The sequence below is a fragment of the Actomonas aquatica genome (assembly GCF_019679435.2).
Taxonomy (GTDB): Bacteria; Verrucomicrobiota; Verrucomicrobiia; order Opitutales; family Opitutaceae; genus Actomonas; species Actomonas aquatica.
This window is the reverse complement of sequence record NZ_CP139781.1, coordinates 820,464-844,805: the sequence shown is the minus strand read 5'-3', so window position 1 is coordinate 844,805 and position 24,342 is coordinate 820,464. Positions and strand designations below refer to the sequence as shown.

Annotated in this window: 19 protein-coding genes; 5 read left to right on the top strand and 14 right to left on the bottom strand. The window is 63.0% G+C overall.

Translation table 11 applies throughout. The annotated features are described in order from the left end of the window. Positions 1 to 2 precede the first annotated feature (2 nt). Both K1X11_RS03215 and K1X11_RS03210 read right to left on the bottom strand, forming a co-directional pair. Positions 3 to 740 (bottom strand): FkbM family methyltransferase, encoded by a 738-nt coding sequence (locus K1X11_RS03215; RefSeq protein ID WP_221032512.1) that lies wholly within the window; start codon positions 738 to 740, stop codon positions 3 to 5. A 9-nt stretch (positions 741 to 749) separates the two neighbouring features. Continuing rightward, on the bottom strand, positions 750 to 1,499 hold the full coding sequence (locus K1X11_RS03210; RefSeq protein WP_221032511.1) for a glycosyltransferase family 2 protein: 750 nt from the start codon (positions 1,497 to 1,499) through the stop codon (positions 750 to 752). A 65-nt stretch (positions 1,500 to 1,564) separates the two neighbouring features. Here K1X11_RS03210 and K1X11_RS03205 point away from each other — a divergent pair, with 65 nt between their 5' ends. Further along, entirely contained in the window at positions 1,565 to 2,446 is an 882-nt protein-coding gene (locus tag K1X11_RS03205) for a glycosyltransferase family 2 protein (RefSeq protein WP_221032510.1), read from the top strand. On the opposite strand, the gene K1X11_RS03200 is transcribed toward K1X11_RS03205, so the two are convergent. Further along, positions 2,447 to 3,862: a sugar transferase gene (locus tag K1X11_RS03200; RefSeq protein ID WP_221032509.1), complete on the bottom strand. Its 1,416-nt coding sequence runs from the start codon at positions 3,860 to 3,862 to the stop codon at positions 2,447 to 2,449. It abuts the gene before it with no gap. 11 nt (positions 3,863 to 3,873) lie between these two features. Further along, positions 3,874 to 5,889, bottom strand: coding sequence for an O-antigen ligase family protein (locus K1X11_RS03195; RefSeq protein ID WP_221032508.1), 2,016 nt, complete (start codon positions 5,887 to 5,889; stop codon positions 3,874 to 3,876). 149 nt (positions 5,890 to 6,038) lie between these two features. On the opposite strand from K1X11_RS03195, the gene K1X11_RS03190 reads away from it, so the two are divergent. Genes K1X11_RS03190 through K1X11_RS03175 form a run of 4 tightly spaced genes read left to right on the top strand, consistent with a single transcriptional unit; the run spans position 6,039 to position 10,175 of the window. Beyond that, positions 6,039 to 6,818: a glycosyltransferase family protein gene (locus K1X11_RS03190; RefSeq protein ID WP_221032507.1), complete on the top strand. Its 780-nt coding sequence runs from the start codon at positions 6,039 to 6,041 to the stop codon at positions 6,816 to 6,818. Next, positions 6,818 to 8,020 (top strand): 6-phosphofructokinase, encoded by a 1,203-nt coding sequence (locus K1X11_RS03185; protein WP_221032506.1) that lies wholly within the window; start codon positions 6,818 to 6,820, stop codon positions 8,018 to 8,020. Before K1X11_RS03190 ends, K1X11_RS03185 begins: the two co-directional genes overlap by 1 nt. A 5-nt stretch (positions 8,021 to 8,025) precedes the next feature. After that, a complete protein-coding gene (locus K1X11_RS03180) occupies positions 8,026 to 9,330 on the top strand; it encodes an oligosaccharide flippase family protein (RefSeq protein ID WP_221032505.1) in 1,305 nt (434 codons plus the stop codon). A 47-nt stretch (positions 9,331 to 9,377) separates the two neighbouring features. Next, complete coding sequence (locus K1X11_RS03175; RefSeq protein ID WP_324726075.1) at positions 9,378 to 10,175, top strand: hypothetical protein; 798 nt, start codon at positions 9,378 to 9,380, stop codon at positions 10,173 to 10,175. A gap of 18 nt (positions 10,176 to 10,193) precedes the next feature. Here the strand turns inward: K1X11_RS03175 and K1X11_RS03170 are convergent, their stop codons facing one another. The 10 genes from K1X11_RS03170 to K1X11_RS03125 all read right to left on the bottom strand — a co-directional run bounded on the left by K1X11_RS03170 (position 10,194) and on the right by K1X11_RS03125 (position 24,300). Beyond that, on the bottom strand, positions 10,194 to 10,967 hold the full coding sequence (locus K1X11_RS03170) for an SDR family NAD(P)-dependent oxidoreductase (protein WP_221032503.1): 774 nt from the start codon (positions 10,965 to 10,967) through the stop codon (positions 10,194 to 10,196). Positions 10,968 to 11,010: 43 nt separating this feature from the next. Next, the gene (locus tag K1X11_RS03165; protein ID WP_221032502.1) at positions 11,011 to 11,448 is read right to left on the bottom strand and encodes a hypothetical protein; all 438 of its coding nucleotides are present in this window, start codon (positions 11,446 to 11,448) and stop codon (positions 11,011 to 11,013) included. A 32-nt stretch (positions 11,449 to 11,480) separates the two neighbouring features. Continuing rightward, the gene (locus K1X11_RS03160) at positions 11,481 to 11,990 is read right to left on the bottom strand and encodes a nuclear transport factor 2 family protein (protein ID WP_221032501.1); all 510 of its coding nucleotides are present in this window, start codon (positions 11,988 to 11,990) and stop codon (positions 11,481 to 11,483) included. A 17-nt stretch (positions 11,991 to 12,007) separates the two neighbouring features. Continuing rightward, positions 12,008 to 14,440 carry an ABC transporter permease gene (locus K1X11_RS03155; RefSeq protein WP_221032500.1) on the bottom strand — a complete coding sequence of 811 codons (2,433 nt, stop codon included), beginning with the start codon at positions 14,438 to 14,440 and terminating at the stop codon, positions 12,008 to 12,010. Between the two features lie 24 nt (positions 14,441 to 14,464). Beyond that, positions 14,465 to 16,876, bottom strand: a complete 2,412-nt coding sequence (locus K1X11_RS03150) for an ABC transporter permease (RefSeq protein WP_221032499.1) — start codon at positions 16,874 to 16,876, stop codon at positions 14,465 to 14,467. Positions 16,877 to 17,026: 150 nt separating this feature from the next. Next, on the bottom strand, positions 17,027 to 17,203 hold the full coding sequence (locus K1X11_RS03145; protein ID WP_221032498.1) for a hypothetical protein: 177 nt from the start codon (positions 17,201 to 17,203) through the stop codon (positions 17,027 to 17,029). Between the two features lie 10 nt (positions 17,204 to 17,213). Further along, positions 17,214 to 18,605 carry a purine-cytosine permease family protein gene (locus K1X11_RS03140; protein ID WP_221032497.1) on the bottom strand — a complete coding sequence of 464 codons (1,392 nt, stop codon included), beginning with the start codon at positions 18,603 to 18,605 and terminating at the stop codon, positions 17,214 to 17,216. Between the two features lie 192 nt (positions 18,606 to 18,797). Next, complete coding sequence (locus tag K1X11_RS03135; RefSeq protein ID WP_221032496.1) at positions 18,798 to 21,449, bottom strand: ABC transporter permease; 2,652 nt, start codon at positions 21,447 to 21,449, stop codon at positions 18,798 to 18,800. Continuing rightward, positions 21,446 to 21,808, bottom strand: coding sequence for a PadR family transcriptional regulator (locus tag K1X11_RS03130; RefSeq protein WP_225919634.1), 363 nt, complete (start codon positions 21,806 to 21,808; stop codon positions 21,446 to 21,448). Before K1X11_RS03130 ends, K1X11_RS03135 begins: the two co-directional genes overlap by 4 nt. A gap of 89 nt (positions 21,809 to 21,897) precedes the next feature. After that, positions 21,898 to 24,300, bottom strand: a complete 2,403-nt coding sequence (locus K1X11_RS03125) for an ABC transporter permease (protein ID WP_221032495.1) — start codon at positions 24,298 to 24,300, stop codon at positions 21,898 to 21,900. Positions 24,301 to 24,342: the final 42 nt, after the last annotated feature.

Here is a 24,342-nt window from a genome sequence, read left to right as displayed (position 1 = left end):
GGCTAGCGGAAGCTGTTGGATTTAAACAGCAGGCTGGTTTTCGGGGCGAACGCCAGATCCATTTGCCAAAGCGCGCCATCGCCGGGGCGCCGCATCGGATCGGCCACATCGCACGGACGCAGGCCGTGGGGCTCGAGCCACGCACATAGTTCGTGGAAGCGTAGGCACCCGGGTTGTAGTTCAAAATTATAGGCCTCAATGATGAGGAGTTCAACGTGCGCGAGGGTATCGATCGCCCCGGAGAGGATCGGAACCTCAAAACCGTGGGTGTCGAGCTTCAGCACGAAGGGCCCCTTGAGCTGGTGCGTGGCGACCACGTGATCGACTGTTTCGACGGGCACCACGCGGGTATCGTGGTCGCTGTTGGCGGGGACGACGCCGCTGCCATCCAAGTCGTCCTCGACGGCGAATCTGGTTTCACCCACCTCGTCACCCGCGGCTGCCGCGATGTGGCGGAAACCATACCGTTGCTCCAGTTGAGCCAGCTCCGGCGCTCGTTCTGTGAGCGGCTCGAAAAGCACAAAGGTAGCCCGAGGAAAATAGGGGCGAGCCAACAGGGACCAGCATCCGTCAGAGGCGCCAATATCGATTACGCTGCCCGGACGAAGCCCTCGTGCAGCCGCGCGCGCCAAAAGACCCGGCATATCAAAAACGTCTCGCGTGAGTTGTAACGACAGCCCCGCCGGGGCGAGCAGGGTATTGGCGAAGGCTTTGAGGCGGGTGCGAAACGAGCGAGCCATGATGCGGGATTAGACAGGGCGGAGGAGGCGATGCACCTTTTTACGCAGAAAGCGGAGAACGGAGAAGATATCCCAGAGCAGGCGTTGGCCGAAGGGGAAATGGCGCCGCCGCACGGTGATTTCTTCGCGATAGGTGATCCAATGGCCAGCGTCGCTCAAACCGCCCGAGCGACAATGCGAGATCAAGGTCGGCACGGTCTCGACCGACTGCTCCGACAACAGAAGACGGAGGTTAAGATCGTAATCGGCAGCGATGCGAAGACTGGGATCGAAGGTGGTTGGGGTGGGTAGCATACTGCGCCGATAAAAGGTGCATTGGTGGTGCAGTGGGTTTCGTTGCACCGGTCGCAAGGGCAGGCAGCTGGCGTAAAGACGCCCGTCGGAGTATCGCGCCTGCGCGCTGACCAAACCCGCTTCACTCGAGCGCAGGTGCGTCGCCATGTGCTGCAATACATGCTCGTCAGCCAAGCGATCATCGGCACCGAGAAACAGAATCCACGCCCCCCGGGCGGCGGCCACGCCCTTGTTCATGGCGGCGTATACACCGTCGTCGGGTTCGCTAAGCAGATGCCCGAGGCGACTTGCCTGGCGCGAAAGCCACGCTGCCGTTCCGTCGCGGGACGCGCCGTCGATTACGACCAGTTCGTAGGTGCCGCTTTCACAGTCCTGACTCCAGACACTATCCAGGCAGAGAGGTAAGTCCGGTCCCGGGTCGCGGCAGACCACGACAATACTGATCAATGGAGCGGAGGCGGGCATTGCATCGGGTGAATCAGTCCACAGGTTCGATCCTGTCGATGCGAAACCCTGCGCCTATCCTTTCTGTGATCATTGTGGCCTACAAGTCGCGGGATGAAATCGGGGCCTGTTTGGAGTCGCTGCCGCAAGTGCTGAACGACCGAGCAGTGGAGGTGGTCGTGGTCGACAACTATCCGGCCGATGGCACGAGCGAATTCGTGGGGGAGGCCTTTCCATGGGTCACGCTGCTCGATCCGGGAGAAAATCTGGGTTTCGGCGCGGCCAACAATCTGGGCTTCGAGGCAACGCGGGGTGAATGTGTGCTCTTCCTCAATCCGGATACGATCTGCAATCAGCCCGCCCTGCAGCACCTCGTTTCGCGGGTTTTAAGTGAGCCCGCCATCGGGTTGATTACGCCGCGGCTGGTGCAGGCCGACGGAGAGATGGACCTTGCCTGCCGTCGCTCAATTCCGACGGCCTGGGATGGGTTTTGTCGCGGGGTGGGGTTGTCGGGCCGTTTCCCGCGGTCGAAACGCTTCGCCGGCTATAACCTGACTTACTTGCCGGAACGCGAAACCTACCCCGTCGGTGCGATCAATGGAGCATTCATGCTCGGTCGCCGCTCGGTGTTGGCAAAGGTGGCGAGTCCGATGGTGCCGCAGGTTTTTGACGAGTCGTTTTTTATGTATGGCGACGACCTCGATCTCTGTGTGCGAGTGGCGCAGGCAGGCTTTCAGTTGGTCTACGACGGCCGTTATGACGTGGTCCACTTGAAGGGGCAAAGCGTGGCCAAGGATTACGACAAAATGTCCGTCGCGATCTTCGACGCGAATCGCGACGTTTATCTGAAGCACTTCGGGAAAACGCCCGTCGCGCGTTGGAAATGGCGTTGCTTATTCGGGATGTGGAAGCGGCTTGCGCTCTGGCGTGCCAGTCGGCGTGGATCCCGCCGAGTGCGGCCGGCCTAGTTAGACGGCTCCGCTTCGCCAGCGCAGAAAGGTCAACCCGATGATCTGCAGGTCGAACCACAACGACCAATTCTCGATATAAAAAATATCGTAGCGGATGCGTTCGGCGAGATCGGTGGCGCCACGCAGTCCATTGACCTGGGCCCAGCCGGTCATGCCGGGTTTGACCAAGTGTCGCGGTAGATAATGGGGGATGCGCTCGGCCAGTTGTTCGACGTGATGGGGACGCTCCGGGCGGGGCCCGACCAAGCTCATCTGGCCGCGCAGGACATTCCAGTATTGCGGCAGTTCATCGAGGTTCCAGCGCCGCATGAAGGCACCGACGCGCAATACGCGAGTGTCCCCTTGGCGGGTGCTCTGGTGCGTCGAGTCTGACTTAGCAGCATCCGGGTGCATGCTCCGGAGCTTGTAGAGGGTGAAGGGGCGGTGGTCGGCCCCGATGCGTGTTTGGCGGAAGAGGATGTCTCCCTGCGGCGATTCGCGTTTGATTAGCCATGCCAGCACGGCGATCACGGGGGCCGAAACGATCAGGCCGACGGTCGCACCCGCCAGGTCAACGATCCGCTTCACCATGCGATTCATCAAACGGTTGATGGCGAGGTCTTCAACGCCGACAACGGGGATACGGCCGACGGTTTGGAGCCGGAGCCCGCTGAGAAAGATGGGGAAGGCCGTAGGCATGACTTTCCATTCCGCGTAGGCCTGTTCACAGGTCGCTGTAATCCGGGCGAGTTCGTCACTGCCGAAATCCAAGCGGGTCGCCAGCAGCACGTCTATCTTCTCCGCCTTGAGGATTGCGGCGAGGTCGTGGACGGGGCCCAGGCGACGCAACGGTAGCGGAGCATCGTCGTCAGTAACGCATCCAATAAGCTGATACGGATGGGAACCGCCCGGGGGGATCTCCTGCAGTAACGACGCGGCCGACTCATTCCATCCCAGGAGCGCCACTCGTCTTTGCAGGTGGGGCAGGCAACGCGGCCGCGTTGCGACGTAGTAGAAAACGTTTCGCCAGAGCCACAGCAGCAACAGGGTGGTGACACCTCCGAAGACCACGAAAAGACGCGAGATCGGCGGGTCGAACTTCACGACCAACGAGAAGGCCAGGTAGACCACCACCCAATACACGGTCGCCCGCGCCAGCAGGTTGAGCGCGAACTGCTTTCGCAGCACTACACGGCCATCGTAGAGGCCGCGTTGGGCGAAGGCACCCACGAGGAAGATCACGCCCACAAGCAACAAAGGCCGATACTGGCCATACGAGGCCCACGGCACGTCTATGCCCAATGTAGCCAACATGGAGTGGTATCTCAGCCAATAGGCCAGTGAGAGACCGCCAAACGCCACCAACGTGTCACCGACCAGGAGGATGGACGGTAGCAGAGAATCGCGCAGCGGATTGTTGGAGGACTGGGCCATGACTTCTTCCGTCAGTTTGGCGACGGTGTGGAGCTGTCACTGAGAAGTTGCAGGAGCAGGGGCGCAGGCAACCATCCTTTTGGCGGAAGGTCCATGGCAGGGGCGTCGTCCGGCAGCGGGCTCTCGCGCACGTCGTAGAGATCGAGCGGGGGGCGGACATCCAGATTACGCATGAGGATCGGGTATCCGGTGCGTTCGCGGCGATAGGCCGATTGGCGAGTCAGATCAGCGCGCCCCAACCAAGGGGCCACCTCTCCCAGGGCAATAAGTTGATTGCGACGCCAGAGTTCGTTGGCCGGCAGCCGCTGATCCGTCTGCTGCAGAAGTTGCTCAAACCGCGCCAGCGTATCGAACCGTCGTTCGGCGATAGCCTCCAGCGACCACCAAGGCGAGCTGAGGAATCGCGGATTGTTGAGGCACTCGAGCGCGAGGAAATGGGCGGTCTGCGGCGGCTTGCCCTGATTCAAGCTGGCGAGTGCCAGACCGAAATAAACGCCTCCCTTGTCCGGCACGAGTTGGGCCGCCTGACGGAAATGGCCGGCGGCGCCGACGGGATCGTGGACTACGAGCAACCAGCCTAGATTGAAGTGGGCGATTTCTTGGTCGGGGTTTAGCAGCAGAGAGGTTTGCAGGAGTTCAATTGCTTCCGCTGCGCGCGTCGGCTCGGTCGCGATCGACAGGGCACGGGCATTCATTTCCGGCGTAGGATCGCGCCGTCCGCCGAGCAGCACAATCAGCCCGATGACAAGGCAGCCGCCCAGGGCCGCCCCGCGCGACTTCGAGCTGGAGACTGTAGCAGGTTTGGGCATGAGCAGCGCGCCAGCTACCGCGATGAAGGCGACGATGATGGGGACATCCAACTGGTAGTCGGTGAGGGCGAACACAGCATACCCTGCGAGCATGACCGCTGCGGTCGGTGAATTACACCAATCGCGGCCTGCGAGCACGACGAGGAGACCCATCGCGATGATGCCGGCCACTCCCAAACCGGCCCACCATTCCAACGGTGTATTGTGCAACTGCAGCACGTTCTCGGCCCCACCGCCGAGTTGTGCGCGGACCCGTGGATAAACCAAGGGCGTGGCATGAAGACCCCATCCAAACAAGGGGCGCTCCAGACCCAGTTTCCAGCCAGCCTCCGCCATCGCCAAGCGCTGCACTGAGCTGGCGTGTGGCGCCGAAGCTGGATCAGCAGTTGCCAGAGCGGCCCGCACGCGCGGATTGCCGGCCGCAAAGACCAACCCCAGCAGCAACGCGGCACCGGTGGCCAGGATCAGGTTTCGGCGGGAGAGTCGCAGCGCGAGCACTCCGCCCCCCAGCAGCACCGCGAACCCGAGAATTCCGCCCCGACTGCCGGTGCTGAATAGCACCGCCAGTGCAAATAAGCTGAGAGTTATCCAGACGGCTCGCTGAAAGCCGCGCGTCACCACGACAGCGTGCACGAGCCACGGTAGGCCGAGCAGCGTGGCTCCGGCCGTGTAGTTGGAATGCCCAAGTGGGTGGGCGTTGCGCAGACTCATCAATGAGCTAAAATCCATGCCGGCAGCTGAGAGCTGAATCGCGTCCCGCGCCCACGGCATAAAGCTTCGCAGCACCATGATGCCCGCAGCAACGGCGAGGCCCTCTACCAATCGTTGCCGCAGCCGGCCGTTGGAGTCCGTGACGAGGTGGGAGTGAATCCACAATACCGAGGCGACACCGGACAGGACCGGAGCGGACCACCACAATACGATGCGAGTGAAGGGGCTGAGCACCGCACTTGTGAGCACGACTGCGATCAGGAATGCGAAGGCGATCGACCACGCGATCGAGGGCGGTCGCCAGAGCCGATTTCGTAAGAGATTTACGATCAAACCGAGCCATGGCGTGAGTAAGGTGATCGTGTAGACGGAGCGCCAAGGTGAGGCGTGCATCAGCGAGGTGGCCGGCTCCATCAAACTGATTGTCGCCAGTCCTGCCAATCCAGCGATCATGAGGCCGAGCTCGATGATGCGGAAGGGGGATGACGTGGGGGCGACGGGAGTCACGCGCGGAGCACAAAGTGACATGTTGGAGCGAGCGAGCTTGATTTGATCAGCAGCAAGATCGAGTTGCCCGGAGTTATGGAGTCGATGTGGACTCGCCAAGGTCGGTTGGAGTGGTTTCCATCCGCGCTCGCGCCCCTTGCGCACTCGATATGAATTGGATCATCCCCATGGCAGGCCGCGGCACTCGCACGAGCGACCTCGGACTTTTTAAACCGTTCATCCCGGTAAACGGAGGATCGATCCTCGAGTGGTTACTGCTGTCGCTCAGCGTGCACGTCACCGAATCCTCACGTTTTGTTTTCGTAACCACCCAGGACTTTGAGCGGGAGTTTCAAGTGGAAGAGACGATTGGGCGCAGTCTCGCGCGCTGCGGTATCCAAGCTCCTTTTGAGGTGGTGCTGGCTCCCGACGTTCCGCAAGGACCGGCGAAGTCGGTGGCCTTTGCGGTCGAGGCGCTGCGGGGAGTTCTCGGCATGGTGACGGTCGTCAATGTGGACCAATACGTTCACTTCGAAATTCCGGCCGGGGTGGGCATGTCTCCAGATGATGGAGACAGCGGATTTATGCCCTTGTATGCGGAGTTCACCAGCAAAGCCAGCTACGCCCAGATTGAGGCGGGACGGATCACGCGCGTGGTGGAAAAGGAGAATATTTCGAACCTGGCGAGTGCGGGGGTTTACGGCCTTAGTTCAGTCACGCTGCTCGACCACATGCTGCAGACCCATTTCGCGTCCGGCGAAACCGTCAAAGGGGAGTATTACGTGGGACCGGCCTACAACCACCTCATCCGTGATGGCGTGCCGGTTTATCCAGCCGGCACACTGGCCAAATTTGATTTGGGCAACCTGTCTGGCATTGATGGATTCCGCCACCGCCTGCGGCACAACAGCTGTCGTTTTGACCCCGAGAAAAAGCCAGTCGTTTTCTGATGCGTCGCAACGTTCTCATCACGATGTCGGGGGGCACGACTTCGGTCATCAACGCGACCCTCTGCGGCCTGATTACCGGGATTCGTAAACATCTGCCCGCCGGTGGTCGGATTCTGGCGGGGCATCCCGGTATCGTGGGCCTCTTGGCCGGGCAGGTGCGGGATCTTACCGGGCTGTCTACGGCGGACCTAGGGCGCCTCTACCGCACTCCGGCGTCGGGGTTTATTGGCACGACGCGGGTTGAGCCGGTCGACGATTCCTGGCGGCAGCCGCTGCAAGAACGCTTTGCCGAATTCGACGTGGGCTATTTCGTAAATATCGGCGGCAGTGGCACGATCCAGCAATCGCGCAAGATTGGTGACCTAGTGGGAGAAGAGGTCGCGATCGCAGCAGTGCCCAAGACGGTGGACAACGATTTTGGCGATCCCGATTTCGTGGACACTTACTTCACTCCGGGTTTCCCGAGCTGTGCCAACTATTGGCGGCACAAGACGCACATCATGAACCTCGAGAATCTGGGCGCTTGCAGCCATGATCAGATCCTGATCGCCCAGACTTTTGGTCGACAAACCGGGTTTCTTGCGGCCTGCGCCCGACTGGGGGATCCTGAACGCCGTATGCCGCTGATGCTGCTGTTGCCGGAGGATCTGCAGACGAAGTCGCAGGTCGTCGCGCGATTGCAGGCGATGGTGGCGGAACACGGCCGCGCGATCGTGGTGATGTCCGAAGGCTACGATGTGGCCGATTTTGCCAAGCGTTACGATGCCTCAGGTCAGATCATGTATGGATCGACGGATACGACCAATGCCCAGTTGTTAATGGCGGCGTGTTTCGAAGCCGGGTTGCGGGCCCGCGTCTTTCTGCCTGGCTTTGACCAGCGCAGCGACAGCCGTTTTGTTTCAACCATCGATTTGGAGAGTGCCTACGGCGTCGGTCTACACACCGCCAAGAGCCTGTCGGACGGCGAGCGATCATTCTTCGCGTCGGTGTGTCGCATGCCGGCCGCGCTGAATGGGATTGGGTTCACCAGTCTGCCTTTCGCGGAATTGCCGACGAACATGCATCGCCGTTTGAAGCCGGAGTGGGTGGCCGAAGGAGCCTTTGATGTCACTGACGCGTTCATCGACTACGCCAGCACCCTTATCGGCGAGGGGCAGTTACCGCTGCCTAATTCGCAGCAGAACGAGTTCTTCGCTTACTGACCACGATGCCGGCCCCCGAGTCGTCCAATCGAGCCAAGATTCTCGCGGTGCTGCTCGAGCGGGTTTCTTCGCGAGGCTTGGCATTCATCGGCTTTGTCGTGGTGGCCCGCTGGTTCGGGGCAGAGGAGTTTGGCCGTTTGAGTTTTGTGTTCGCGTTGGGAGCGTTCTTTGCGCCGATCAGCACCTTTGGATTGGGCAACGTCATGCTGCGGTATTTTGGCACCGATCAGCAGGCTCACGCGGTCCGCCTTGCGATGTATTGGCGTTGGTTCTGGGGAGCAGTTTGTTTCGTTACTTTTCCGTGGGTTTACCGCCTCATGTCGCCGGACGATCCACTGCCAATGGCGCAGGTTTGGCTGTTCGCTGGGATGTTCCTTTTGTCGTGGTTGGCCACGGCGGAAGAGTGGATGTATTTCGCCAAGAACAACCGCAACTTGGTCGCGGGCGGCCTGCTGGGTTCCGCGGTCAATTTGCTTACGCGTCTCGGCGTGGTGCTCATCGGCGGGCCCGTGGGGTGGCTGCTGGCAGTGCCTACGGCTGAAACCCTGGTCAAGGGAGCGGTCAATTGGTGGGGGGCCAAGGGACAGCTGTGGGCCAATCAACGTTCGCAGAACCGATCCTCCCCGTCGGACGCGAATCTGCCGGCGGTCGGCCGAGCGATCCGACGGGATGGTGTCAATCTTACGGTTACGGGCATCTCCGTGCTGATTCTGACCCGCATGGACATGGTAATGCTCGGCAAGATGGCGGATGAGCGCGCGGTGGGGGTTTACGCGGTGGCGGTGCAACTGGTGGATCTGGTCCCCATGGTCATGGTCATTGCAGTGCGCATGATGAGCAGTGATTTGGTGCAGGTCTTTCGGCGGGGTGAAACCGCCTTTATTCACCACGCCAGTCGCTTGCTAGGTCCGGGAATGTGGGGCTTGGCGGGGTTGGCTTTGGTTATGTTTTTCGCTGGGCCGTGGTTGATCGGTGTTTTGTTTGGTGCGGACTACGCTGAGGCGGGGCGGCCGATGGCGTTGCTACTCTTTGCCCAAGTATTCGTTTTCGTGGGTCTGGTGCGTGGTCAGTATATCTCGCTGGTCGAGGACACCAAACTGGGAGTCTGGACGACGGCAGTGGGGGCTCTGACCAATATCGCGCTGAATGCTTGGGCCATTCCCCGCTACGGGGTGATGGGCGCAGCCGCCGCCACCTGCACCGCGCGCGTATTCATGTCGGCACTACTGCCCCTGGCCGTGCCGAGTCAGCGCACGTTCAATCGCGCACTGGGCCGGGCGTTACGGCATCCGTGGGGAGGGGCAGCGTGACACCAAGGCTGGCCGTATTGATGAGTGGACCGCGGCGCTACGCGCCGTTGGTGCTGGACCGCCTGCGCGAAAAGCTGCCGGTCGACTATGAGGTGCTGGTGCATCTCTGGCGGGAGGAACACGGCGCGAAGGCTCGTGGTAATTATTCGTTCGAGGTGGAGACGCTGCGCTCGCGAAGCGAGATCTGCTATTTGGTCGAAGAACCGGGTCATGGACGGGATGATTTCCCGGAGATTCAAGGCGGCTCCAATTCGGGCAGCCCGCCGCACAATACGATGGGCATGTTTTTGGCGATCATGCACCTCATCCAGCGAGCGCGGGAGCAGTCACCGCCCATCACGCATGTGCTGCGCATCCGCACCGATTGTCTGATCCACGACTGGGATTTGCCCGCATGGCCCTTCGCAGTGAACTTGGTCGCCGACAACCCCGTGCTGCCGCGGAATTGGATTTGCGACCATCTCTGGCTGGGCCCGATGGAGGATTTTGCCGCAGTGTGGGATTTCGGGTCGAGAGAACGGTTAGTGAAGGAATATCTGCGTGCCCGCCGCAATCCAGAGCGCCTGCTAAGCCAACGCCTTCGGCGGGCGCGTTTTCCGGTCCAGCGCCAATTCAGGCGTTGGGTGAACTACAACATCATCTATGCGCGACCGATGGACTCCGATCCACCCTGCCTACAAGAGGCGGTGGCGTCCCGAGAGCCCGCGCAGTTGTTCTCGGGGGCGGACGCTTGGCATGATCGTCAAGCCTGCGAGGCGTATTGCGATGCCATCCCCGAGGTCCCGGATCATCTGGCCACCTGGAATCGTTTCAAGCAGTGGTGTGCCGTGCGGATGCGGCGATAGCGAAAAACGCAAGCGCTCCTAGATCGTCGGCATGACGTGGCCGCCGCAGACGGGAATGAAGGCGCCGGTGATGTAGCTGGCCAGGTCACTGGCGAGGAACGCCACCACGTTGGCGACCTCTTGGTCCGTGCCGCGGCGACGCAACGGCACGGTGGCCGCATAAGCTTCGTTGGCCTCCGTGCCATTGATCCGATCCTGTTCCGAGATCGTCCATCCCGGGGCCACTTGGTTGACCGTGATCTGATCGGGACCCACTTCCTTGGCGAGCACGCGCAACACCGCATCCATGCCCCGTTTGCCACTGGTGTAGGCCGACTGAGTCTCGGCGACCTGCATGGCACATTCGGTGTTGATGCCAATGTAACGGCCGCCAGTGCCGTGGGCCTGCATGGCCGGGAGGAAGGCTTTCGCGAGATTTACATTATGCAGCACACAGGAGCGAAACTGGGATTCGTAGTCGGCTAGATCTTCCTCCAAAACCGTCGACCACGGCCACACTTGGGCGACCGCACAAGCCACCACGATATCCGGCGTGCCTAGTGCTGCTTCAATTTGGTCACGCATTTTCAGCATCGCGGGCAAATCAGCCACATCGGCCTGGACGGTGCAGGCACGGCGGCCGAGGGCCTCGATCTCGGCCTGCAACTCGGCCGCTTTGGTCGCATTGCCGTGATAGTGCAACGCGACGTCGGCGCCGGCCTTGGCCAAGGTCAGCGCCATGACACGGCCGAGTTGGCCAGTGGCGCCGGTGATTACTGCGATGCGGGAGGAAAGATCGAGGGTGAGCGGCATGATGGAGCTCGCGATGGTGCGCGCTCCCGACTTGGTGGCAATGTTACCGGTTGCTTAGCTGCCGAACGGGTAAGTTCTCGCTGCCGAATGGCAGCAGGTCCTCAATTTCCCGAGACAACTTGGGCGACAGGTAGAGCGTATCATGGGCCGAGTCGTAAACATCGATCCGCAGGAAGATGGGAAACGCTTCGTAGTGCAGCACCATGATCTGTCGCGTGAGGCGGGTGGACAATGGGCGGGAGTCGATGACTTCCCAATCCATCAGGTTGCCGGCATGAAATCGAAGTTTGTCCAAGGCCGCAGCCAGTCGGCGGCTTTCCTCGATATCATCGGGAGGTAATAACTTCGCGAAGCTCTGCGAACCATTGGTTTTCAGTTGCTCGACGGCGTAAGGCATAACGTCGCTCTGGGCGACGGCGAGACAGGGCAGCAGCAGTGTGGCAACAAGCAGGCCCAGAATGCGAAAGCGGAACAGGGGCATGACCGCTTGAGACCGCGCGCTGATTGCTTTGTTCAGTTTCGGGCTTCGCGGGCAATGACGCCGAGCGGGGCGTAGTCGTAGTGGTCGAGGTGCTCGAGAATTTTGCCGTCGACGATTCGCAGGATCGTCACCGCCTGCAGCGCGACCGTGTAATCAACGCCCGGTTTGGCGCCGAACATGGCGCCATCGAGGGTGAGGTGGGACGTGCCGATCAACACCACTCGGTCATGATAGGTGATACGTTTTTCGACTTCGAAATTAAACCCGTGCAGCAGCGTCCAACCACTGCGCATCGCGCCGACGATCTGCTCGCCGCCGGTGACGCGGAAGCGTTGCCGCCAATAGCCCTCGGAGGTGGGGTCATCAAAAACGGACTCAGGCGTGTAGTAAGTCGCGAGTTCGTCGAGGTGCTGTCCGGTATAGGCCGCAAGGTAGCGATCGGCCACGGCGTCGAGGTCGTCGGCGGGTGCGGCGTTGGCGAACGTGAAAAACAGGCCGGGGACGAAGAGGGCGAGAAGCCGGAGTGGGCGGGGTGTGAGCATGACGGTGGCGGGTGGGGTTATTCGTCCCGCAGAGCGACCATGGGGTCGACCTTGGCGGCGCGGCGCGCCGGGATCCAACAGGCGGCCAGGGCGATGAGGGCGAGGGTGAGGCCACCGGAGACGAGCGAAAGCGGATCGAGCGGCGACAGTTCATAGACCACGCTGCGAAGCAGGCGGCTCACCGCGAAGTATCCGGCCAAACCCAACGCAAGGCCGACGGCGATGAGTTGCAGGCCTTGGCGCAGGATGAGGTTGAGCACATCGCGGGAAAGCGCGCCCAGGGCCATGCGGATGCCGATTTCCTGCGTGCGCTGACTGACGTTGAAGGCCAGCACGCCGTAGACGCCGAGCGCGGACAGTAGCAGCGCCATGCCGCTGAAGATGCCGAGAAGCAGCATGGGCGTGCGCTGCGTGCTGAGTGAGCCGGTCACGCGATCGGCCAGTGTCTGCACGTCGTAAATCGGCAGATCGGAATCGACCCGGAGCACGGCCTCGCGCAGCGGCGCGATCAAGGTCGACGGCGGCACCGAGGTGCGCACGACAAAGTTCAGGCCGGTGACCGGGCGCTGCGCCAGCGGGTAGTAGATCGTTTCCTTGCGGGTCTCATCATCGAGGCCGGAATGCTTCACGGCCGCCACGACACCGACGATGGTGCGCAAGTTGTCGGGGTTGACGGCACCGCGATAGATGCGTTTGCCGATCGGATCTTCGCCGGGCCAGTAGCGATCGGCCAAGACACGATCGATGATGACGACAGCTTCGGCGTCGGGCCCGTCGGCGTTCGTGAAGAGTCGACCACGCAGCAGCGGCACCCCCATGGTGGCAAAATAGTCGGGGGAGATGCTGCGCAACTGTCCATGCGGCGGCGGGCTGCCCTCGGGGAGCTCACGCCCATCGATGTGGTAGGTGCCTTGGGAGTTGCTGTAGCCGAAGGGGATGTTGCTGGTGAAGGCGGCCGCCGTCACCCCCGGCACGGCTTCGAACTCGCGAAGCAGGTTGTCGGCAAAAGCCACGCGCTGCGCATCCTCCGCGTAGGCCGCTTCAGGGAGGGTGAAGCGACCACTGAGCACATAGGCCGGATCAAAACCGGCGGGCTGCGCCTGCAGGTGATGCAGGCTGCGCATGAGCAGCACGGTCGTGGAGAGTAACATGAGCGCGAGGGCAAACTCGACGACCACGAGGGTATTGCGCACGAAGCGTTGGCGCTTGCCGGCGGTGGTGCGGGAGCCGGCCGTTTTGAGGGCTTCGCTGGCTTTGGCGCGGGAGGCCTGCAGCGCCGGGACGAGGCCGAAGAGCAGTCCGCTGCCGAGCGCGCAGGCGAAGGTGAAGAGGAACACCGGCATATCGAGCGCGATGGCTTCGCTACGGGGCAGGTCGTCGACCCCCAGCGCGTTCATACCGGTGAGTGCCCAGGTGGCGACGAGTAACCCCAGCAGTCCGCCCAGAGCGAAGAGGACCACACTTTCGGTGAGCAGTTGCCGCACGATGCTCCAGCGGCTGGCGCCGAGCGCGCTGCGGATCGCCAGCTCCCGTTGGCGGGCGAGGGCACGCGCCAGGAGCAGATTGGCCACGTTGGCGCAGCCGATGAGCAACGCCGCGACCACACCGGCCTGAAGCAGCCACAACATCGATTGCACGTTGCCGACTTTCTGATCGAGCAGGGGCCGCGCGATGCCGGTAAAGCCCGTCGCCTCGACGTAGGGGCGGAACGCTTCTGCCTGCTGCAGGTTTTGATCAATGATGGCCGCGCATTCCGCTGTGAGCATGGCCGCGGTGGTGCCGGGTTTGAGGCGCGCGATCATTTCCGAATATTCGTTGCCGCGCTCGTTCATGCTCATCTGCTCCGGCGTGAACGCAAAGGGCACCCAGAGTTTCACGTGCGGTTGCGGAAAGGAGAAGTGTTCGGGCATGATGCCGATGACCTCAAAGGCCAATCCGTTCAACCGGATGGTCTGGCCGATGACCTGCGGGTCGCCGCCAAATTGATCCTGCCACAAACCATGACTGAGCACGGCTACCTGCTCACGACCGATTTGGGCATCGTCGTCCGTGAAGAGACGTCCCCGCTGCGCGGATACACCGAGCGTGCTGAAGAGCGACGGCGAGGCGCGTAGTCCGAGGGTGCGGGTGGGTTGCTCCGCGCCGGCGAGGTTAAAACTCTCCCAGGTGTAGATGGCGGCATCTTCGATGGACGGCGCCCGATCCCGGCGATCGAGGTAGTCGGGAATCGAGACCCCGGCATATTCGAGATCGCTCTTGGGGTAGCTGTTGTAGACCTGCACCAGTCGGTCGGAATCGGCATAAGGCAGCGGGCGCAGCAGGACCGCGTTGACCACGCTGAAGATCGCGCTGTTGGCCCCGATGCAGAGTGCGAGCGTGGAGATCGCAACAAAGGTGAAGGCGGGGGATTTGAAGAGCGCGCGAAAGGCGAGTCGGAGGTCGTGCATCATCGAAGAAAGGGGCAAGGGCGTGGATCATTCCGCACGCAGCGCGATCATGGGGTCAACCTTGGAGGCGCGGCGGGCAGGGAGCAGGCAGGCGAAGGCGGCCACGAGGCCGAAGCTCGCGGCGACCGCGGCGTAGATGGTGGGATGCACGGTGCCCATGTCGTAGAGCAGACTGGCGAGCAACTGGGTGGCGACGCCGGCGACGATCAGCCCGAGCACCACGCCAGTCGCGACGAGAGAGAGGCCTTGGCGCAATATCATGGTGACGACCTGACCGGGCAGCGCGCCCAACGCCATGCGGATACCGATCTCGCTCGCGCGCTGGGTCACGTTGTAGGCGAGAACTGAATACAGCCCTACGATCGCGAGCAGAAAGGCAATGCCGGAGAAACAGCCGATAAGCCACGCGGCCACGCGCTGCACGCCCAGCGAGTTGAGCGTGAGCTGTTCCATGGTTTGGAAGAATGAGAGCGCCACGGTGGGATCAACGGCGTGCAGCGCGCTGCGCATGGCCGATTGCAGGGCTTGCGGATCGCCGGTGGTGCGCGCGGCAAAGGCCATGGTGTTGTTGGCGCGCTGACTGGTGGCGAAGTAAAACTCCTCCGGTGCATCCTGATTCAGACCGGTGCTCTTCACGTCGGCGATCACGCCGACCACCTCGTTGACGACGTCGGCGTTCATGCCGGTGAGCACCGTCTTGCCGAGGGCGCTGCCGCCGGGGGCGAGGCGCCGGGCAAAGGACTCGTTCACGACGATGACCGGAGGCGTGTCCGCGCGGTCGTTTTCGTTGAACCAGCGGCCTTCGAGTAGGGTGAGGCCAAGCAGTGCTTTGTAGTCCGCGCCGGCCAGTCGAAATCCGACCAAGGGACGTTGTGCCGGCGGCAGCACCGGCTCGCCGCCGATGATGTAGGGCGAGATCGGGGTGAAGCCCGACAACGGCAACCCGATGATGGGAGAGGCGTGGGTGACGCTGGGCTGGCGCTTCAACTCGGCCGCCCACGCGTCGTAGAAGGCGATGCGTTTTTCGCGCGTGTCGTAGCGTTGCTGCGGCAGGGTGACCACGGCCGACGCGACGCCCGTGGCGTTGAAACCGGAATCCGTGGTGAGCAGCTTCCAGAAGCTTGTCATCAATAGTCCCGCACCCACCAGCAGCGTGACCGACAGGGCGACCTCCGCGACGATGAGAGTGGCGCGGAATCGTCGCCCCGCGTTGCCGCCACCGCCGGAGCGGGCGGTGTCTTTCAACGCTTCGGTGAGGTCGGCGCGGGACGCTTGCCACGCCGGCACGACGCCGACGAGCAAGGCGGTGCAGAGGGCGGCGCCCAAGGAGAAGAGCAGGGCCGTGCCATCGAAGCCAATCTCGTGTGCGCGGGGGAGCTGGTTGGCGGCCAGGTTGCCCACCGCGGAGATGGTCCAGAGGCTGAGCAACACGCCGAGCGCGCCGGCGATGAGCGAAAACAACAAACTCTCGGTGAGAAACTGACGGATGATCTCCCGTCGTGACGCGCCGAGGGAGAGGCGCACCGCGATCTCTTTGTGGCGGGCCGAGAGACGTCCAAGAAAGAGCGAGGCGATGTTGGCGCACGCGATCAACAGCACAAGCGCGCAGGCCGACAGGAGCATGTAGAAGGTGGGGCGCACGTTGCCCACCAGCTCGTCGGCAAAGGAGCGCAGCAGGTGATCGCTGTTGGCGTCCATGCGCTCCGGGAAATCGGCGTTGTAGCCCGCGGAAAGCGCATGCAGCTCGGCGTCGGCCATCTCGAGGCTCACTCCGTCGCGCAGGCGACCGGTGAGCTGCAAGTATATGGCTCCGCCTTGGTGGACTTGTTGCAATGGAATGCCCGCCTGTTCGTCGGGGCGGGGCACCAGATACTGCACCTGATTGTAAGGGAAAGGCAGCGCGGGGGGCAGCACGCCGATGACCTCGTTGGGCACATCATTGAGGTTGAGGATCGTGCCGATGACATCGCTGCGACCGCTCAGGCGGTTCTGCCACAGTTCGTGGGAAATGATGATGTGATTGGGTCCACCCACCACGTCGTCGGCCGCCACAAAATCGCGTCCGCGCGCCACCGGCAGCCGATGCACCGTGAGGAAGTTGGAGGTGACGGCGAGGCCGTTGAGTTGCTCGGCGTCGCCTTGGTCCGTGAGGGTGGCGTTGTGTGAGGAGGAGGCGGCGATCCCATCGAAGGAGGTCGCTTCATCGCGGTAGCGTTCATACTTTGGCCAGGAGGATGCCGGAGCCGAGAACGTGCCCGTCGGGTCATCGATCCAGGCCCGCACCAGACGTTCGGACTGCGGGAAATCGAGCGGACTCAGCACCACCGTGTTGAAGATGCTGAACAACACGGTGTTGGCCCCGATGCCGATCGCGATGGTGAGCACCGCCACAGCCGTGAAGCCCGGGGATTTTAGCAGGGAGCGGAAAGCAAGACGCATAGGTTGCTCTCGCGTCCTGCAAGGCACGTGCCACGGGTTGCGCGTGGCCTTAACACGATGTCAGGCAGTGACTAATGCTAGGTGGGGAACCGGTTTCCGGCTAACGCGGCCCCAAACATGGGATGTCAAAATCCCAGAAATGGGATCGCCTTAACTACCGGCACTCTGACGGTCGCGCCACCAGGCACTGACAAACCACGCGACCATGGCGATGACCAGGGTGGTGCGCATGCTGGCCTCACTCAGGCTGTCGTTGAAATACAACACCGGCGCCGCCGCGGTGGCCACGAGGGCGAGGATCGAAACGAGATTCACAAGGGCTTTCATGGCGGTCGGATCAGAGGTTGGTGGCAGCGGTCGGAACGTTCGTCGCGGACGACGCATGACGTTTGGTGAGGAAGGCGTAGATCAGGCCGCAGGCGATCCAGCACGGGAGCGGCAGGAAGTGCGCTTGCACGCCTTGGCCGAAGTGAAGCCACAGGCCGATGCCGACCGGCAGTAACCACGCAATCAATACATCGGTGTTAAACCGTGTGCCGCGCGCGACCGCCGGATCCGTCTGCACGCCCCAGCGTTTGGCGAGGAAGTAGTCGACCACGATCACCGCACCGACGGGCGCCAGGATGGTGCCGTAGATACCGACAAAATCGATGAGTTGCATCGCAAAGGCCGGGAAGACGCCAGCCACGGTGCAGACCGCTCCGGCCAACAAAGTCGCGTGGGCCCGACTCACGCGGGGCAAGGCGCCCTGAAACGCGAGACCCGCACGATAGATGGTAGGGTTGGCGGTGGTCCAACCGGCAATGATCACGCAGATCGTGCCCGCCCAGCCGACCGCGTCATAAACCATGATGCCCGCCGGCACGCCGGAGGCCGGATCGGCCCCGCGAGCCCGCGTCCAATACACCAGCAGCAGCGCGGCACAGACCCAAGCGACATAGTGGCCGAGATACATGCCGGCAGCGGCCGCCCAACCGGAGGAGGGCTTGCGCGCATAACGCAGGACCGAGAGGTCAGACATGCCGATGTGCATGGCCGCGTTGCAGAAGGCGGAGAAGAACGCGACGCCCCAGAAGCCGATCGCACGATCGGTGCCCGGAGCGGGTTCCATCAGCGCCATGATATCGGCCGAGCCGAGGCGTTTGAGCGTCACCACGCCGCAGGCGACGAAGATCAAAAACATCCACGGCGCGGCGAGGGCGCCGACCCGGGCCACGACACCGTAGCCGCGAATGGCGACCGCCGTCATGACCGCGCCAACCACGATACACACGGCGGCGAAGGCGAAACTGGAGGGCAACAGATCACCGAAGCTCGGCATTTCCAATCCGGGGAAAGGCACGCCTACCGCCGTGGCGGAGACGGTCACCATCGCGCCGGCGAGGAAACAAAAGAGGATACCGTTGGCGACGTTGTAGATCGAGACGAGGCTCCGGCCGCAGATCTTCTCGAGTTTGAAATAAAGGGTTTCGCGCAGCCCGGTCGCGATCTCCGCGGTGAGGAAACGCCAGAAGAGCACCGCGACGAGATTGCCGACGAGCAAGCCAAGCAAGAGGTCTTTGGCGCCGACGCCCCAGGCGATGAAAAGCGGACCGATCATAAACTCGGTGCCGGCGGTGTGCTCACCCGCATACATGCCCCAGAAGGAGCGAGGGCCTTTCTGAGCGTGCGCGGGCACGGGTTCACGTTCGTATTCAACCACGTCGGGGGTAGTGGGTTCAGCAGCCATAGACTAGGAGCGGGTAGGGGGCTTCAGGGAAACGCCGCCGGAGCAGTCCGCGACGATCGGGGAGCGCGTTTATCAGTCGGACGTCGTCCGGAAACAAGCCCGGGGTGGACTGTCCATGCAGTTAACCCGCGCGGACAGTAGGAAGTGCCAACGACTTACAATGATCAGCGCATACGGCGCGGCGCGATCTGCTTACTCACTGCGCAACGCCACCACCGGATCGACTCCCGCCGCGCGTCGAGCCGGCAGCAGCAACGACAGCGCGGCCGTGCCGACGAGCACCAACGCGGCGACGCCGAAGACCACCAAATCGAACGTCGGCGAACCATAGAGGCCGGCGGACAGCGCCCGAGCCGCTCCCATTGAGAGCAACAGCCCTGCCACCGTGCCGAGCACCACCAAGCGGCCACCATGACTGAGCACCATAGCCACTACGGCGCGGCGTTGGGCGCCGAGCGCCATGCGCACGCCAATCTCCCGCGTGCGTTGCGCCACGGCCGTGCTCATCACAGCGTAGAGTCCGATGGCGGCCAGCAACAGCGCGAGTGTCGCGAAGATGCTCAGTAGCCACGCACTCAGGCGCGGTAGCCTCAGGTCGCGTTGAGCGAGCGAGGCCAGCGTGTTGAGGCCGAAGATGGGTTGAGCCGGGTCGATCGTGCGCACCGCATCCTGCACCGCGTTGCCCAGCGTTTCGGGAGGCACGACCGTGCGCACGGCAAATGACTGGTGGCGCCAGCCCGCCCAAAGGGGCGTTGGGAAATACATCTGAGGGTTCTCGGAGGCACCGGATAGGTCGCGGAGTCGAATGTCCTCCGCCACGCCGACCACAGTGTAGTGGGCGTCGCCTCCGCCGGGGTTCACGCGTTTGCCGAGCGCACTTTGGCCCGGCCAGAAGCGTTCGGCCAAGCGACGACTGATGATGATGGTCGGTGCCTCCCAGTCATTGTCGCGAGCCGTGAACGCTCGTCCTTCGGTCAGCGGAATACGCAGCACGTCAAAATAGTCGGCGTCGACGATACGCCACGAGGCCTGCACCGATTCCTCGGCGGGCACGGCTGCTGGATCAACCGGGAACACATTCAGGCTGGTGCGGCCATCGCCAAACGGCAGCCCACTGGTTTGGGCGACGCCAGTGACGCCGGGAAGAGCCGACAGCTTGTCATGCAGGCGCTCGAAGAGACTGACCATGTCGGCGCCAGTGCGATATGTCGCCTCGTCAGGCGCGATCTGGAAGGTCAGCACCCCGGACGCATCAAAGCCCGGATCCACCTGACTCAGTCGAGCGAAACTGCGCAACACGAGGCCTGAGCCCACGAGCAAGGTGAGGGAGAGGGCGACCTGCACCACCACGAGCGTGTCGCGCAAACGGCTGCGTTGCAGCGTGCCACCGGCCGCCTTGGCCGTGCCGCCGAGGTTGGGGGCGGGAGTGGTTTGGGAGCCTTTCAGGGCCGGCAGCAGACCCGCGATCAAGGTGCAGGCGACGCAGGCGCAGCCGGCAAAGGCGAGGGACGGGCCACTGATCGCGATCTCATCGATGCGCGGCAGATCGCTGGGGGCGAGTGCCCGCACAGCCTCCAGCCCCCAGTAAGCCAGCACCACTCCGAGCACTGCACCGGCGGCGGCCAATACGAAGGTTTCACTGAGAAGCTGCCGCGCCAACTGACCGCGGGTGGCGCCGAGCGAGGTGCGGATGGCGAGCTCGCGCTCACGCATCAGACTGCGCGAAAGCAGCAGGTTGGCCACGTTGGCACAGGCGATCAGGAGTAAGAGACCCACCGCGCCGAGCAACAAGTTCAGCCCCTGCCGCCAAGCCGGCGGAATAAGTTGATCGGCCAACAATTCGAGGTGGGCATCCCAACCCTTCATTGTATCCGGATATTGGGCACGCAGACTGGCCGCGATCAGATCGATTTCCGCCTCGGCTTGCGCGACCGTGACGCCGGGTTTCAGCTTCCCGACCACCGTGAGCCAGTGATTGTCACGATCCCCAGCGCTGGCGTCGGGACGGAGCGGCCGAAAGACATCGGTTTCGCCATACAGGTCCGCCTGCGCACCCACGACTCCGACGATCCGGTGCGGCGTGCGATCAATCAAAACCTCTCGACCCACCACATCCTCGCGGGCCTGAAACGCGTCGCGCCAAAGCCGTTCACTGATGATGGCAATCGCTTCGCCGCCAGGAACATCCTCGGCGGCCAGAAAGTCGCGGCCGACCAACATCGGCCAACCAAAGGTGCGGCTGAACCCCGCGCTGATCTGCACCGCTTGAGCGTGGCGAGCCGCCTGATTCCCCGTAGCTAAACTGACGTTACCGCTACTGGTGCCGATGAGCGATTCGAAGGAGGTCGTCTGTTCGCGATAATCGACGAAATTGGGCACGGACTGGGAGAACTGATCGATCCCCAAGGCCGCATTGTCCTCCCAGAAGAAAAAGAGCCGATCCTGTTCCGCCACGGGCAGGGCGCTGCGCACGGTGGACTGGATCACGCTGAACATCGTGGTGCAGGCACCGATACCGAGCCCGAGCGTCAGGATCGCCAACACGCTGAAACCGGGTGAACGGCGCATGGCGCGAAACGCCAGACGCAGGTCGCGTAACATGGCCGAAAGCGACATGGGGCGCCACGCGTCTCGCGCCTCCTCTTGGTAAGCGTCGGCAAAGGCACCAAACTCGCGCCGGGCGGCCAGCTCCGCTTCGCGTTGCGTCATACCTTCCGCGCGGAACTGGGCGATGAGTTGCTCGCGGTGAAACTCCATTTCGGCCGCAAGTTCCTGCTCCTGGCGACCGCGAAACACCCAGCGCTTGAGCCACGAACGCAGTCGGCGGTAGAGGTCGCCTTTCATTCGGACGCCTCCTGGCCGGAAAGCACCGCGCCCATGGCATCAACAAACGATTCCCAATGCGCGCGTTCGGCCTCGAGCTGTCGACGGCCACTGCGGGTGAGGTGGTAAAACTTCGCGCTGCGGCCGGCCTCGGAAACGCCCCAGTCGGCGGCAATCCATCCCTGAGCCTCGAGGCGGTGCATGGCCGGGTAGAGCGAACCCTGCTTCAGGGTGAGTCGGTCGGAGGAAAGCAGGGAGATGCGCTTGGCCACATCCCAGCCGTGATACTTGCCCTGCGAAAGCACTTGGAGGACCAGCAGGTCGAGGGTGCCTTGCAGCAATTCGTTGCGCAGTGGTTTCGCCATGATGCGCCGGATCATGATGTCGGCATCCGACAACAAGCAAGCCTTTGTTGTCGAATGCCGACACTAAAGGGTGGCGGGCGCCGAGAGGGCGGGGGATGCGCGGCTTATTCCGCGCGCAAGGCTTCGACCGGATTCACCCGCGTGGCACGACGCGCCGGCAACAGGCACGCGGCGAGCGCCACGACGCTGAGCGTGAGCGCTACGGCGGCGAGAATCAGCGGGTCGCGCGGGGAAGTCTCGTGGAGCTGACTGGCGAGCAAACCGCCGGCGGCAAGCGACACCAATGAGCCGAGGCCTACGCCCCAGGCGAGCAGGCGAAGCCCGTCGCGCACCACCAAGCCCAGGACCTGGCGCCCTTGTGCGCCCAGCGCCATGCGCACGCCAAACTCTCGGGTGCGTTGCATGACTGCGTAAGCGATCACGCCGTAGATCCCAAGGGCCGCGAGAGGCAATGACAGGCCCGAGAATACGCCGAGCAAAGTCAGGCCAAAGCGACGCCGCGATACGGAGTCGGCGATGAGTGATTCCACGTCAGCGAGCCGGAACACGGGTTGTGCCGGATCGACGTTGAAAATGGCTTGGCGGATCGCCTGGGGCAGCCCCGTCGTGCCAGCGGCGCTGCCGGTCCGCACCACCATGCTGAGGAAGCCATGCGGGGATTGAGCGAAGGGTTCATACATCTGGGCCGTGGCCGTTTGATCGAGGCCGGCCTGCTTGATGTCGGGCACGATGGCAACGATCTCACGCCAGACGGGCTCGGGACGATTGGAGATACTGAAGCGTTCTCCGAGGGCGTCCCCGTCGGGGAAAAACTGTCGGGCAAAGGATTCGCTCACGATGGCGACCGGCGGTGCGTCCGCACGGTCCTGTTCGGTAAACGCGCGACCCCGCAGGATGGGGATCCCCATCGCGTTGAAATAGCCGGGAGAGGTGGCGGTATAGTCGGCGGAGACTTCCTGCCCGGGCACAACGGGCCGATCGGGGAACGAAATCTGCAGCACGTAATCGTTCCCGGTCATCGGCATGATCACGGTGGTGCCGACCGCCTCGACGCCGGGAATGGCGGCAAGTTCGGCCTCGGCTTGGCGCACAAAATCGGTACGTTTTTCCGGCGTGTCGTAGCGGCCCTGGGGGATGCCAAATTGCGCCATCCAGGTGTGCGTCGGGTTAAAGCCGGGATCCGTATTCAGCAGGCGTCGGAAGCTTTGGGCCATCAGACCGGAGGCGTTGAGCAGAACGAGGGCGAGCATGATTTCGACCACGACCAGCGTGTTGCGAAAACGCTGGCGGGAGCGATCCGCGCCGCCGCCGCGCGCGCCGGTTTTGAGCGCGTCGGCGAGGTTGAGGTCACGCACCTGCCAGGCTGGCGCGAGGCCGAAGAAGATGCCGGTGAGAATCGACAACACGGTGGTGAAAGCCACCGCGCGCCAGTCGAGGCCGACCTCGATCGAGCGGGGGATTTCCTCGCTGCCCAGCGCCATCAGCAGGTCGACGCCCCAATAGGCGACGAGCAAGCCGAGGGCGCCGCCGAACAAACCCAGCAGCACGTTTTCGGTGAGCAGCATGCCCAGGATACGGGAGCGTGCCGCACCAAGCGCGGCGCGCACGGAGAGCTCGTGATGACGATCGGTGGCGCGCGCCAGCACGAGGTTGCCGACGTTGGCGCAAGCGATGAGGAGCAAAAATCCAACGGCGCCGAGTAAGGTGAGCAGCGTCGGCCGGGCGTTACCCGTGTTCCACTCCAGAATCGGCACGATGAAGGCACTCCAGCCGGTGTTGGTGTCTGGAAAATCCGTCGCGAGTCGGGCGGAGATTGCGACCAATTGCGCCTGCGCCGATTCGGCGGTGGCACCGGGCGCGAGACGGCCCACGCCGCTGATGTAATGCCCGCCGCGGTTGGTGCGTTCTTCGGCGGAGAACGCCATGGGCGTGAGCATGTCGAACCCGGCGTCGCGGCGGAAATCGGGAGGCATGATACCCACAATGGTGAAGACCTCGCCATCCAGCGTGAGCGTCTCGCCGAGCACGGCGGCGCGACCGCCGAGATGGGATTGCCAGTAGTGATGCAGCAGCACGACGGCGCGGCCGCCATCGGGCTCGTTTTCCTCCGGGGTGAAGGCGCGCCCGAGGATGGGCTGCACGAGTAGGGTGTCGAAATAGCCATCGGTCACCGCCAGGGTGGAGACGCGCTCGGGATCGCCGTTGCCGGTCAGAATCCGGGCGCGGGAGCGGGAGGCATACATGGCGGAGAACTGGTCCGCCTCGCGCTCAAAATCCAGGTAGTCGGCCGGGCACAGGCTGAAGGTCGGGAAGCGCGGCAGGTTGTTTTGTCGAATCACCACCAATTCCTCCGACCGCGGATAACTGACCGGTTGCAGCAGCACCGAGTTGACGACGGTGAACATGGCGCTGGTGGCCCCGATACCCAGACCGAGAGTGAGGATGGTGAGGGCGGCGAAGCCGGGGGATTTGAACAACTGGCGCAGGGCGTGGCGAAGCGTGAGCATGGCAAGGAGCGGAGGTCAGGTGTGGGTGGAGGCGGAGGGCCG